The sequence below is a fragment of the Lysinibacillus pakistanensis genome, assembly GCF_030123245.1.
Classification (GTDB): domain Bacteria; phylum Bacillota; class Bacilli; order Bacillales_A; family Planococcaceae; genus Lysinibacillus; species Lysinibacillus pakistanensis.
The window spans coordinates 5,127,281-5,139,962 of sequence record NZ_CP126101.1; the positions used below are offsets into that span (position 1 = coordinate 5,127,281).

12 protein-coding genes and 1 tRNA gene are annotated in these 12,682 nt (G+C 36.6%); 3 read left to right on the forward strand and 10 right to left on the reverse strand.

The window, feature by feature from the left end; all coding sequences use genetic code 11:
- Nucleotides 1–85 precede the first annotated feature (85 nt).
- Nucleotides 86–1,513, reverse strand: coding sequence for a sensor histidine kinase (locus QNH24_RS25610; RefSeq protein WP_283870111.1), 1,428 nt, complete (start codon nucleotides 1,511–1,513; stop codon nucleotides 86–88).
- Nucleotides 1,497–2,180 (reverse strand): response regulator transcription factor, encoded by a 684-nt coding sequence (locus tag QNH24_RS25615; RefSeq protein WP_283870112.1) that lies wholly within the window; start codon nucleotides 2,178–2,180, stop codon nucleotides 1,497–1,499. Before QNH24_RS25615 ends, QNH24_RS25610 begins: the two co-directional genes overlap by 17 nt.
- A gap of 287 nt (nucleotides 2,181–2,467) precedes the next feature.
- On the opposite strand from QNH24_RS25615, the gene QNH24_RS25620 reads away from it, so the two are divergent.
- Nucleotides 2,468–2,803: a heme oxygenase gene (locus tag QNH24_RS25620; protein WP_283870113.1), complete on the forward strand. Its 336-nt coding sequence runs from the start codon at nucleotides 2,468–2,470 to the stop codon at nucleotides 2,801–2,803.
- A 77-nt stretch (nucleotides 2,804–2,880) separates the two neighbouring features.
- On the opposite strand, the gene QNH24_RS25625 is transcribed toward QNH24_RS25620, so the two are convergent.
- Complete coding sequence (locus QNH24_RS25625) at nucleotides 2,881–3,900, reverse strand: YeiH family protein (RefSeq protein ID WP_283872950.1); 1,020 nt, start codon at nucleotides 3,898–3,900, stop codon at nucleotides 2,881–2,883.
- A 113-nt stretch (nucleotides 3,901–4,013) separates the two neighbouring features.
- Between QNH24_RS25625 and QNH24_RS25630 the strand changes: the two genes are divergently transcribed.
- Complete coding sequence (locus tag QNH24_RS25630; RefSeq protein WP_283870114.1) at nucleotides 4,014–4,895, forward strand: LysR family transcriptional regulator; 882 nt, start codon at nucleotides 4,014–4,016, stop codon at nucleotides 4,893–4,895.
- Nucleotides 4,896–4,915: 20 nt separating this feature from the next.
- Here the strand turns inward: QNH24_RS25630 and QNH24_RS25635 are convergent, their stop codons facing one another.
- Nucleotides 4,916–5,836 (reverse strand): LysR family transcriptional regulator, encoded by a 921-nt coding sequence (locus tag QNH24_RS25635; protein ID WP_283870115.1) that lies wholly within the window; start codon nucleotides 5,834–5,836, stop codon nucleotides 4,916–4,918.
- Between the two features lie 127 nt (nucleotides 5,837–5,963).
- Here QNH24_RS25635 and QNH24_RS25640 point away from each other — a divergent pair, with 127 nt between their 5' ends.
- Complete coding sequence (locus QNH24_RS25640) at nucleotides 5,964–7,154, forward strand: coenzyme F420-0:L-glutamate ligase (RefSeq protein ID WP_283870116.1); 1,191 nt, start codon at nucleotides 5,964–5,966, stop codon at nucleotides 7,152–7,154.
- A gap of 37 nt (nucleotides 7,155–7,191) precedes the next feature.
- On the opposite strand, the gene QNH24_RS25645 is transcribed toward QNH24_RS25640, so the two are convergent.
- From QNH24_RS25645 to QNH24_RS25670, 6 genes are all read right to left on the reverse strand, one after another.
- On the reverse strand, nucleotides 7,192–7,686 hold the full coding sequence (locus QNH24_RS25645; protein WP_283870117.1) for a hypothetical protein: 495 nt from the start codon (nucleotides 7,684–7,686) through the stop codon (nucleotides 7,192–7,194).
- Nucleotides 7,687–7,858: 172 nt separating this feature from the next.
- Nucleotides 7,859–9,028: a M20 metallopeptidase family protein gene (locus tag QNH24_RS25650; protein ID WP_283870118.1), complete on the reverse strand. Its 1,170-nt coding sequence runs from the start codon at nucleotides 9,026–9,028 to the stop codon at nucleotides 7,859–7,861.
- Between the two features lie 39 nt (nucleotides 9,029–9,067).
- Nucleotides 9,068–10,480, reverse strand: a complete 1,413-nt coding sequence (locus tag QNH24_RS25655; RefSeq protein WP_283870119.1) for a YfcC family protein — start codon at nucleotides 10,478–10,480, stop codon at nucleotides 9,068–9,070.
- 392 nt (nucleotides 10,481–10,872) lie between these two features.
- Nucleotides 10,873–10,940 (reverse strand) — tRNA-Ser (locus tag QNH24_RS25660).
- 92 nt (nucleotides 10,941–11,032) lie between these two features.
- On the reverse strand, nucleotides 11,033–11,668 hold the full coding sequence (locus QNH24_RS25665) for an RNA ligase family protein (protein ID WP_283870120.1): 636 nt from the start codon (nucleotides 11,666–11,668) through the stop codon (nucleotides 11,033–11,035).
- A gap of 24 nt (nucleotides 11,669–11,692) precedes the next feature.
- Nucleotides 11,693–12,649: an AAA family ATPase gene (locus QNH24_RS25670; RefSeq protein ID WP_283870121.1), complete on the reverse strand. Its 957-nt coding sequence runs from the start codon at nucleotides 12,647–12,649 to the stop codon at nucleotides 11,693–11,695.
- Nucleotides 12,650–12,682: the final 33 nt, after the last annotated feature.

The following is a 12,682-nucleotide window of genomic DNA, read 5'->3' on the forward strand; positions in this document are numbered from 1 at the left end:
ACTATAAAGGTTTAATGTGTCAGTCAGATGTCAGCTTTACATTTCCTTCAAAAAATCTTTACAAACGAAAAAGCTACCACGCCTTTTATAGCGTAGTAGCTTTTTTCAATGATAGGTCAAAGCATGTTCCTGAAGAATTGCTTTCTATTAGTCGCAAATCGCCACCAATTGACTGAGCCATCATTTTACTAAGTGATAAACCTAAGCCTAGTCCTCGAATGGTGTATTTTTTATTTTCACCTCTAAAAAAGCGTTCAAAAATAAATGCCTGCTCCTCTTGAGGAATACCATGCCCAGTGTCTCGCACAGTAATGGAAACCGAATCATTCTTTTTCAGCAAGCTAATCGTGACGGTTCCCTCCTGCATGGCCTGCCTTGCATTCGTTAATAAATTTGTGATAATTTGCTGCATACGGACAACATCAGCCTGAACATAGACGGGTTGTGCAAGCAATTGTATGTGGATTTTTACTGCCTCTTCTTCCTGCATTACCTCCCACTGTGTAACTGCATCACGTATAAGTGGATTAACATTAACTGTCTCTAGTCTGACCGGAATGGCATCGACAGCGAATTGATTGAAGGCTAGTAAATCGCCCACCATAGTCTTCATTTTTGTCGTTTCAACTAATGCCATTTGAATAAATTCTTTAGCATCCTGACCCGTAACAACGCCATCCCTCACTGCTTGTAACAGTCCACTAATTGATGTGACAGGTGTTTTAAGCTCATGTGTAACACCTGCTAATAGTTCCGTTCTTGTTTTTTCCAATTGCTCTAAACGATTAGCCATTTCCTTAAAGGATGTAACAAGCTCATAAATTTCCTCTTCCTTATTATTTTCAGGCAAATTGACTGTATAATTACCCTCTTGCACTTGCTTCGCGGCTTCGGCTACCTGTTTGATTGGATGTGCCAAACGCCTTGACAGCAAATAAATAGCTCCCCACCCTAATAAGGCAAGAGCTCCTATCAGTAACGCTAATTGACCATATGCTTGATTTACTTTCGTTAAGTTTTCTTTTTTCTCAAGCACAAGCACCCAGCCAACTAGCTTTTGATTACTTTCGACTTTTCGTTTTACAACATATTGAACTGTCTCTTGTCCTTTATTCATTTCGATTATTTTTTTAGTACCTTCTTCACCCTCAAGCAAATGTGCGACATTTTTTGCACTGCCCGGAGGAATTGGTCGATTACTTGTCAAGACATTGCCTTCTACGTCAGCAACATATAAAATAGGATCAATTTCTCTCATGCTAAATCGTTCTCGGTTACCAATAAAACCTGGAATCCCGCCGATAGGTCCATTATTTGACCCTGTAGTATCTGTAAGACGAAATACTGTTTCATCGGCTAAAAATTTCATCATTTCCAATCGATTTTCCAACGTTGTATGACGAATCCATACGGCGGATATAAAAGAGATAATGGCTAGTCCTACAAAGAGCGTCAATAAATAGCGACTTGTCCAGTAGTTGAGCAAAGATATACGTTTATCTTTTTGGAACACTTAGCTGATACCCCAATCCACGTAATGTCTTTATTTCTCCATCTGTCTCATCCCAATCTGTCAATGCCTTTCGCAGTCGCTTCACCGCTAAATCAACTGCTCGATCGCTACCATCATACTCCCAGCCCCAAACCTGCTCAATTAACTGATCCCGTGTAAATGTTTGATTGGGATGCTCAGCCAAAAATAATAGCACCGATAAATCTCTAGGTGTTAAAATGATTTCCTCTCCATTCAGTAGTACCCGATGTGCCTTCGTATCTATTTCAAGCCCGCCAAATTTTTTCTCTACTGCAGAATGATTTCCTTTGGCACGTCTTAGAACAGCCTTTACCCTAGCCACTACCTCGTCTGCTATAAATGGTTTAGCAATATAATCATCTGCCCCTTGATCAAAGCCCTCTAAACGGTAATTTACATCTCCTAATGCCGTTAACATAATGATGGGACAAGAGCTAGTATCTCTTATTTCCTCTAAAACCCTCCAACCATTTTTCTCTGGCAACATAATATCTAGTAGCACTAAATCTGGTTGACACTCTTGAAACACAGTCAGTGCCTGCCCGCCATTAAAACATTGCATCACATCATAGCCAACCTTTTTTAAATAAGCTTTTAACACCTGACTTATTGCAAATTCATCTTCTACAATTAATATTTTTGCCATGTCCTTCACCTCGTGCCTAGCTTGTTCGTGTTATCATTATAACATCGGAATATGTCAGCTAAGTGTCCACAGTCCAATCAGACAAATCCGTTTAAACACACTTTATATCGATGATAAACTTTACATAATTCTTAATATCCTTTAACCTTTTATAGTATAAACATTGCTATTCTATTGACAATGTCTTCCTACGACAATTATCATTGATTGCGAATGATAATCATTGATAATTTCATTCGAATTAATAGGTTATCTTTATCTTAAAAATGATTAGGGGGGTAGAAAACATGATTATTGTGACAAATCGTATTCAGGTTAAACCGGGCTTTGCTGCAAAAATGGCACCGAATTTTACAAAGCCAGGACCGCTACAGCAGTTTGAAGGTTTTCATAAAGTAGAGGTATTAGTGTCAACTGATGACCCAGCTTATGACGAAATGAGCGTCAACATGTACTGGGAATCAAAGGAACATTTCCAAGCTTGGCGTAATAGCGATGCATTCGCAGCTGCCCATCATCGTCCAGAATCGGGCTCAGAGGGAGCAAAACCTGAAAATAGTCCAATGATAGGCAGCAAAATCGTTATAGCAGAATTAGCGTCTTCGATCGAAGCAGCTCGCTAATTTATCATTAAATTATCTTCTGATTCTATCTAAAAAAACCCTGCATATTCGAAAATATGCAGGTTTTTTTTGCTTAATTATTTTATAAAAATAACTAAAAGATACCCTACAATGGATAGGAAAATTGAACCGATAAGTCCTGCAATAAAGGCTTTTACACCTAATTGCTTAAAGGTTTTTATGTCTACGTTTAATCCCAATCCAGCCATAGCCATACCGATTAAAATATAGGCAATATTAACAAATGCCTGTGCTACATAAGGAGGAACTATTCCTAGTGAATTAATCGCGCTCATAGCTAAAAATCCAAGAATAAACCATGGGATGATAGACAGCGAAAATGGCTCTTTTTCCTGCCCTTTCTCCATTTTTCGATAAAAAATACCAATAATAATGGCAACAGGCACGAGTAAAGCCACTCGTGTTAGCTTAACAATAACTGCCATATCTATAGCTTCATTGCCCCCTGCTGATGCTGCTGCAATCACATGGGCAATTTCATGTAAGGTACCTCCTGTAAATACACCATATTCGGTTGGAGCTAAGCCAAATAATGAATAGAACAATGTATAGATTAATGTGAATAACGTGCCAAGTAGTGCAACAATCGCTGCCCCCACCGCTGTTTCTTTTTCATTCGCTTTAATTTGAGGAGCAATAGCCACGACAGCGGCCGCTCCGCAAATAGCAGTCCCACAAGCCGTTAAAATGCCAAGTTTTCGTTCAACATGAAACATCTTTGCTAAACCGTAGACAATCACTAAGGCGAATACTAAATCTAATAATGCAATCAGAAAAACACTCACTCCTGCATGATAAATATCAGCTAAATTCAAGCGCATTCCCAATAAAATAATCCCAAATCTTAATAGCTTTTTACTAGAAAATGATATACCAACCTGCCAAGCATCCTGTACCTTAAAGGCTGCTCTCCAAGCCATTCCTAATAAAATAGCAATGACAAGCTGACCCAATATTGAGAAGAACGGAAATGTTGAAATATATTTCGCTGCTAGGGCTATAAGGAGTGTTAACAATATCCCCTTGATAAATGCTGGAGCTAGGAAGCTTTTTAATCGATTCTGTCCATTCACCATGATGTTCACTTCTTTCATCCTTTTATGAATTTACTTTATAAAAAAGTTAATCATCAGTAAAATATATATATATAATTACGATTATTAATATTTTTAATGATAGGGGTGATCGCATGCAATATGATGCTTTAAAAACATTTATCACATTAGTCGAGGTTAATAACTTTACAAAGACCTCCGAAATACTCCATATTTCGCAGCCAAGTGTCAGCTTACACATTAAAAATTTAGAACAGGAACTGCAAACCACTTTATTTATTCGTTCACCAAAATCTGTGCAAATCACACCGACTGGAGAAATTTTATATAATCGAGCAAAACAAATAATGGCCATTACAGAGCAAGCAAAGGAAGAAATTTTAGCCTATCACCATGAAATTCAAGGTACACTTATTATTGGTGCAAGCTTTACAATCGGTGAATATATCCTGCCTCCCATCATAGCTAGCCTGCAACAGCAGTTTCCTCAGCTGGAGCTTCAAATTATTATTGGTAATACAAAAGAAATCATACAGTATACAAAGTTATTACAGGTTGATATTGGTCTTATTGAGGGGCAGGCACACGATCATGAACTTATTATTAAACCATTTATGCAGGATGAATTATTTATTGTTTGTGCCAGTAATCATCCTCTTACAAAGGAGTCTACCATTACTGTTGAAGACCTGCAGCAGCAGAACTGGGTTGCGCGTGAAGAAGGCTCAGGTACACGCTACTATTTAGACCATTTATTTAGAGCAAATGGGCTTCAGGTACGTTCACTTCTTACAGTTAGCAGTAATCAAGGTGTCAAGGAGAGCGTTATACAGGGTCTTGGACTTTCATTGCTATCGGCAAGTGTAATTCAGCGCGAATTAAAGAGTGGGGATATCAAAATTTTACATTTAGGGGAGCAGCATTTTATGCGAACATTTTCATATCTATACTCACCCACGATGAAAAATAAGCGTAATGCTGACACACTTATGGAAGCTATACTCAAAAAAGCTTAGCGTGCTACTAGTCGCTAAGCTTACTTAATATTCCTTGGATTTAGACGTTTGCGCTCCTGCTTTTGCTCAATAATATCTACAAATTTCGCTGCCGCCCTTGAAAGTGGAACACTCTTTAAATAACACATGCCTATACTACGTGCTGGTATTTGTTCTGTTAATGTTAACTCATATAAAAGTCCTCGTTGCAAATAATCCTTAGAAAATTCCTTTGTTACACAGGCAATGCCTAAATTACTACGTGCGAATTCTAGCACAAGATCATGTGATCCTAGCTCAAACTCAGGTTCTATATGAATCCCTCTCGCAAATAAATAATCTTCTACATATTTTCTAGAATTTGATTTTTTCTCTAAAAAAACAAGGGGAAATTTTAAAAGATCCTCAAAGCTTAATTTTTTTGACATCAATGTTCGATATTTCTCACCACACACAAAAATATCTTGAACCTCTGTACATACGGTTAACTGTAATGTCGCATCCTCTATTGGAAAATTACAAAGTCCTATATCCACCTCACCAGACTTAATAAAATTACAAATTTCAGATGTCGTTCCATTTAACATTTGTAATTTTATGTTGGGATACATGGTATGAAACGCCTCTAAATATGGCATTAAAAAAAAGCGAGAAATCGTATCTCCTACACCAATTTTTAATTGACCAGTTGTTAAATTTTTAAATTCCAGTAGCTTTTCCTCTCCGGCATCTAAAAGACCTAATGCTGAATTCGTATATTCGAATAAAAGACTACCCTCAGTTGTTAGTGTTACCCCTTTAGGTGTGCGATTAAAGAGACGTGTACCCAGTTCCTTTTCTAATTGCATCATGGCTTGGCTAACCGCAGGCTGTGTCATATATAAATCCCTAGCAGCTCTTGAAAAGCTATTATTTTTAGCAACAACACTAAAAACGCGATATAAATCTAACTTCCCTATCATATAAGCACTCCTTATAGCTATTATATGAACTATTAATTTTACTTATATCATTAAAGGGGCGTATAGTAAAATTATATTGATTATTATTTATACAAATTATTTTACCTATTAATGAGGAGAGATTATTTTGGAACGTGTAGTTGGTACAGTTGTAAGAGGTCTTCGTGGTCCAATTATTAACGAAGGCGATGATATTGAACAAATCGTTGTTGATACGGTATTAAATGCCGCTCAGATTGAAGGCTACTCAATTGAAGATCGAGACATTGTCACAGTAACAGAGTCTGTCGTAGCACGCGCACAAGGAAACTATGCATCAATCGACGATATCGCAGCAGATGTTGCTACTAAGTTTGGTGATGATACTGTTGGTGTTATTTTCCCAATTCTTAGCCGTAACCGTTTCGCAAACTGCTTACGTGGTATTGCTAAAGGCGTAAAAAAAGTCGTTCTTATGTTAAGTTATCCATCTGATGAGGTTGGTAATCACCTAGTTGATATCGACGAGCTAGATGTAAAAGGAATTAACCCTTGGACAGATACGTTAAATGAAGCTGAATTCCGCGAGCATTTCGGCTATAAAAAACACACATTTACAGGTGTAGATTATATTGAATACTATAAGGAAATAATCGAAGCTGAGGGTGCTTCTTGTGAAGTTATCTTTTCAAATAATCCAAAAACAATTTTGGACTATACGAAGAGTGTCTTAACTTGTGATATTCATACACGCTTACGCACAAAACGTATTCTAACAGCAAATGGGGCTGAAAAAGTATACAGCCTTGATAATATCTTATCAGCATCTATTAACGGTTCAGGCTTCAATGCAGAATATGGATTACTTGGTTCAAACAAAGCCACTGAAGATAGTGTGAAATTATTCCCACATACTTGCCAGCCAATTGTTGATGGTATCCAAGCTAAGCTTAAAGAGGCTACAGGTAAAACAGTTGAGGTCATGATTTATGGTGATGGTGCATTTAAAGATCCTGTGGGTAAAATCTGGGAATTGGCTGACCCTGTAGTCTCACCAGCCTACACTGCTGGTTTAGATGGAACTCCAAATGAAGTGAAACTTAAATATTTAGCTGATAATGATTTTGCAGACCTTCGTGGTGATGAATTAAAAGCGGCGATTTCTGAGTATATTCAAAATAAAGATGAGGATCTAACTGGTCAAATGGCGGCTCAAGGGACAACACCACGTCGTTTAACGGATTTAATCGGTTCTCTTTCTGACCTAACTTCTGGTTCAGGTGATAAAGGAACACCAATGATTTATATTCAAGGTTATTTTGATAATTATACAAAATAGTATTATTAAAAAAGTGCGAGTGGTTGCTCGCACTTTTTTAATTTACTTTTGAAATACTAAAGATGACACCAACAGATTGATCATACTTTAAATTATAACGAATCGTATTTTTCTCTACTGTTGTTTCATTTTTTTGATATTGATAACTTTCGTCAAATAAACGTAATTCTTTTAAAACAGCCCCAACTTGGCTTTGATTTAAGTTGGGATTTGTCATACCAATTAACAATCCCATAGAAAGTATAATATCCATACCTTCTCCTTTCCCCACCATTACCAACTCATGTACTGCACCTTTTTCATCAATATTTTCAATTAAAGTAATATCCTTATCCAACTTCGATGTAATCGTTTCTTCTTCCTTTTTTATATTTTCTAGTGATTTAGACAAATCTAGTTTTTTTACTTCTTTATTGAATGCCTCTATAAATTCTTCATGGTTATTATAAAGGGGTAACGTTGTTGCCATAACAATAATTATTGGGAAGACAAAATAGGTAGTAGCTATTACGGTAGCTATAGTTCGTTTCATTTTGGTAAGCCTTCCCCGCTTCCACTCTAGAAATATTCCTACAGGAAGAAAAATAATTAGCCAAAGCCACATAAACTTTTGTTAGACTAAAAACTTGAAAAAGTCGATTTGCACCACATTTTTTGTGGCAAATCGACTTTTTCAGTGCCCTCTTCATTTGGGAGTTCATTTTTTAAGGACAAAGCGTACGTGCTATATTTTCAAAATAGCGGACACCATAAATAAGTGCGTCTTCATCAATTCTAAAGCGCGGATGATGTAGTGGGAAAGCTTCTCCAAAATCTACGTTATGTACGCCTATAAATTGCATAGAAGAAGGGACAATCTCTGAAAAATCTGCGAAATCCTCTGTTCCAAACATTGGTGCAGGCAATTCTTTAACCCCTGTCTCTCCGACAATATCACTAGCTACTCTGCGAGATAATGCCGTTAGCTCTTTATCGTTCGTAACCGAGGGACAACCCAGCTCCCATTTAATTTCTACTGTTGCTCCGTGCATGTAAGCAATACTATGAACGATTTTCTCTAAATGTTCACGTGCTTCCACCCGAACTTTAGCATCTAGAGAGCGAATCGTTCCACCAAGCTCAGCTGTGTCAGCAATGATATTTAATGCTGTACCACAGTGAAATTTAGCAACCGTTAAAACAGGGGCATGAATGCTCGGTACTTTTCTAGATACAATTGTTTGCAATGCCATAACAATTTCTGAGCCAATTAATAAAGGATCAATTGAAACCTCAGGTGTAGAGGCGTGACCACCACGTCCATATATCTTAATTTCAAAATCATCTGCTGCTGCAGTAAACTTACCATCTTTTATTGCAAATTGCCCCACTTCATAATCAGGACTTACATGTAGTGCAAAAGCAAAATCTACATTATCTGCAATACCTAAAGATACAAGCTGTGCGGCACCACCTGGAGTAACCTCCTCAGCGTGCTGGAAGACAAATCGAATTTCTCCATTAAAATCTGTCCCACGTTCAGCTAATACTTTAGCCGCCCCCAGTAACATTGCCGGATGTGCATCATGACCACATGCATGCATCACCCCGGAATTTTGTGATTTAAATGAGAGATCAGTCTCTTCCTCAATCGGTAATGCATCAATATCTGCTCGTAATAAAATTGTATGACCATTACCTTCCGTTTTAGTTCCTCTTAAAAATGCACATACACTAGTTTCTGTAAGGCGTTTAACGTCTAAATGTGGGAATGTTTTTAACTGATTATAAATAAATTGTGCCGTTTTATGTTCTTGATATGATAATTCCGGATACATATGTAAATGCTGTCGCCATTTAATAACCTGTTGCTTCAAAACGTCTGTTCCAACCATAGTATATTCCCTTCTCTCTATCAATTTTTATTCAATTTGTTAAAACGGTCCATAGTTCATGACATGTGCAATAACTAATAAAACAATCGCCAAACCTGTCTGAATAAGGAAATATGGGAAAACCCATTTAACCCATTGGGAGAATGGGATACCTGAAATAGCCAATCCTGCTAATAAAATACCACTTGTTGGAATAATCATATTGGAGATACCATCACCAAACTGGAAAGCCAATACGGCTGTTTGCCTTGTCACACCAATTAAATCTGCTAAGGGCGTCATAATAGGCATCGTTAAAGCTGCTTGTCCGCTTCCAGATGGTACTAAGAAGTTCAAACAAAGTTGAAGCAAAAACATCCCAACTGCGTTAATAGAAGCAGGTAATACACTTACTGCATTCGCTACAAAATAAAGAATTGTATCAATTAGTCCTCCTGCAGTTGTAATGACTAAAATCGTTTGAGCAAAGCCTATGATTAAAGCTCCCTCAACCATATCGCGTGCACCAGAAATAAATCCTTCAGCCATTTTATTTGGACTAATCCTACAAATCACAGACATAATAATACTGCTTAATAGAAAAATCCCGCCAATTTCACTAATGTACCATTGAAATTTTATAACCCCAACAATTAAAGCAATAAAGTTTCCTAATAGAACGAGTAACGCTAGTAAATGACTAGTACTCATCTTAAAGTCTAAATCTATTTTAATACTATCTTCTCGTTTAAATTTCCCATAAATCCCTTTAGACGGATCATTTTTTACTTTCTTTGCATGCCTATATATATAAAGAACTGTCAAAATATAAAAAACACAGAAAACGATAATCCGATAGGACATTCCCGAATACATTGGTAATTCAGCTATCGTTTGAGCAACGCCAATATTAAACGGATTCGTAATTCCTGATGTAAAGCCAGTAGCTAAAGTTCCTAGTATCACTATCGCAAACCCTGTAATAGCATCCATTCCTAATGCCATTGTTAATGGAATAACGATCGCAATATAAACAAGTGTATCTTCAGCCGAACCTATTAAAGTTCCTAAACTAGCAAAAATTAAAACAAGAATTGGTATTAATACATACTCCTGCTTCCCAAATTTACAAGCCATTACTTTAATAAATGAATCAATGGCTCCTGTTTTTTGCATTATCCCTAGCGCTCCACCAAATAAAAAAACAAATAAAATAATAGATGCACCTTCAAGCATTCCTAAATGAACACTATTAAACATTTCAAGAAAACCAACAGGATTTGACTCGATATAGTGAAATGATTCCGGATCTACAACCATTCTCCCGTTACTCTCTATCCGATCATACTGACCTGCTGGCAAAACGTATGTTAGTATTGTCATCGTGATAATGATGATAAACATTAAAACAAACGCATTAATCCCCTTTATTCGTGACACTTCTACCTCTTTTTCTTGGTGCTGGTTCGCCATGCACTTCACCCCTAACGAAAAAATGTAGTATAGAAAGCTTTCCAATTGCGTTTGAGACATTTACAATATATACCCTAATTCAAACTATTTATTGTAGCTATCACCACCTGATTTTCCACCAAACGGAAAAGTATTCTGTTTAATGGAAACTTTATAAACAAGAATAAAAAACAAAAATTAAAATGTCAATATTTTTAGATAATTCTGTACAATAAAATTATTATTCTTCTACTAAGTTGGCTTCTCCCCATAGAAAAACCACTTCAAGGGTTATAGGGCAATAAAAATTTAAAAAAGTCGATTTGCATCACATTTTTTGTGGCAAATCGACTTTATCAGTACCTCCAAGTTTATAAGGAGACCTTTTAATAACACGTTAACATTTTATTAAGTGAGGATAACAGGAATCGAACCCGTAACCCCTTTTCTATAGGGATATGCAGCCCTTGCATTCTTCCTCATAATATATAATTTTTGATTGATTGATGTAGTATTACATTTTTCTCAGTCCCTTTTTACTAGTTTGAAATCACATTTCTCCTACATAAGGTTTTATTTTAAACGATTAGGAATGACTTCTTCTTGTAACCAATGCTCGCTTGTTTGAACATGATCCATTCTGACAAATTTCCCCAAATTGGATTGGAAATCATCGTAATGGAATGAACCAGCATTTCTAATGACATACCCCTCTTGTTCACCATCAAACAGTGATATACCCGTAAATGTACGTTTTATTTTTTCTTCATCGAAAATCCCTCGATATAAAACAGGTACCGTTTCAATACCTAACTCAGCGGCAAAGGCAATCGTCTCATCCCAGCTCAAACAAATATTATCTTCATTCCAAATACTAAACAAATAAAAGTAGCTTGTTAACGCTTGATAATAAATGGAATGCTTGGCGTAAACATTTTCTCCACATAATCGCCAATCATTTGGAATCCTATACGCAAAACTCGCGTGAAATGTTTTTACCCAATGTCTAGAGGGATGGTTGGCTGAATTGATACTTCTAGCATGCATATAGTCTCTGTATAGGGTTGTGCCTTCCCCATCTAATTTTTCAGTGACAACCACTTCTTTTCCTAAAAAGTGATTCACGTTTTTAGCAACTTTATCATCATGGGTATAGCCCCTGCTCCAAGGTAAATGAAAGCTTCTTGGGTATTTTTTTAATTTCGACATATCATCACTTCCTTTCCCTATTATTTATTTAGCAAATTGATCTGCCTCACGGAAAAAGTAAAGCCTCGTTAATAAATCACCATCTAATAGATGATAAATTTCACTGCCACCTCTATCGCCCCCATACTGTATTAACATATGGAATTGCACTAAATAAACGACCTTTAAAACAAAGTTCTCCTCAAAGCCCAACTCTAATAAAAAATGACAAACCAGTTGAGCAGATACATTTTCATGTCCAAAATAGCCATATCGTTGTTGCAATGGTTTATATTTTTTACAAAATGGCTTACCGACATCATGAAACAATGCAGCTATTTGTAATGCCAATTTGTCGCTTTCCATATAGTATTCATTGATATAGGCAAATACGAAATACGTATGCTGACATAGTAAAAATTGATGGAATGGGTTTTCTTGATCGAATTGATAAATTTCTTTAAAAAGTGGGATTGATCGAAGTGTTTGAAAAAGCTCTTCATAAGTGGGCTGGCTCTGAATGAGTGCAATAAATTGCTGTTGAGAAATTTCATAGGGACTTGAATCATGTACAATATGCACTACATCAAATCCTTCTCCTACTGTTGGGAATTCTAAATGCTTTCTCATTTTTTCCATCACCAATAATGGTACATGCCGCTTCCGTTGTTGGTTTCTAGCTACACAAATTGAATAAGGTGTATCAAAGTAATAGCATTCCTTCTTAATATTGCTTGGTAATTTACGAAGTGCAAACACCCTGCGGTCCCTTTCAATATTTGTGGCATCAACTATGACAGAAAAACCTTTTGCCACTAAATTATTTAAACGCTCATATAATGTACGAAAGACTACACGTGATTTTTGCTTCGTTGCATCGCCAAACAATTCCTGACGTATTGCATCACTCGAAAGAATGACTGCATTTTCGCTTATTGCTAGCTGTTTCACAAATGTACTTTTTCCACTCCCAGGCAACCCCACTGTAAAGATTACCTTCATCCTTTTCACCTCCCTTCAAGATTCTATATCGTG

Excerpts from the sequence above, each read along its gene's own strand:
- QNH24_RS25615 (WP_283870112.1), bottom strand. The coding sequence starts at position 2,180 with ATGGCAAAAATATTAATTGTAGAAGATGAATTTGCAATAAGTCAGGTG.
- QNH24_RS25620 (WP_283870113.1), top strand. The coding sequence starts at position 2,468 with ATGATTATTGTGACAAATCGTATTCAGGTTAAACCGGGCTTTGCTGCA.
- QNH24_RS25625 (WP_283872950.1), bottom strand. The coding sequence starts at position 3,900 with ATGGTGAATGGACAGAATCGATTAAAAAGCTTCCTAGCTCCAGCATTT.
- QNH24_RS25630 (WP_283870114.1), top strand. The coding sequence starts at position 4,014 with ATGCAATATGATGCTTTAAAAACATTTATCACATTAGTCGAGGTTAAT.
- QNH24_RS25635 (WP_283870115.1), bottom strand. The coding sequence starts at position 5,836 with ATGATAGGGAAGTTAGATTTATATCGCGTTTTTAGTGTTGTTGCTAAA.
- QNH24_RS25645 (WP_283870117.1), bottom strand. The coding sequence starts at position 7,686 with ATGAAACGAACTATAGCTACCGTAATAGCTACTACCTATTTTGTCTTC.
- QNH24_RS25650 (WP_283870118.1), bottom strand. The coding sequence starts at position 9,028 with ATGGTTGGAACAGACGTTTTGAAGCAACAGGTTATTAAATGGCGACAG.
- QNH24_RS25655 (WP_283870119.1), bottom strand. The coding sequence starts at position 10,480 with ATGGCGAACCAGCACCAAGAAAAAGAGGTAGAAGTGTCACGAATAAAG.
- QNH24_RS25665 (WP_283870120.1), bottom strand. The coding sequence starts at position 11,668 with ATGTCGAAATTAAAAAAATACCCAAGAAGCTTTCATTTACCTTGGAGC.
- QNH24_RS25670 (WP_283870121.1), bottom strand. The coding sequence starts at position 12,649 with ATGAAGGTAATCTTTACAGTGGGGTTGCCTGGGAGTGGAAAAAGTACA.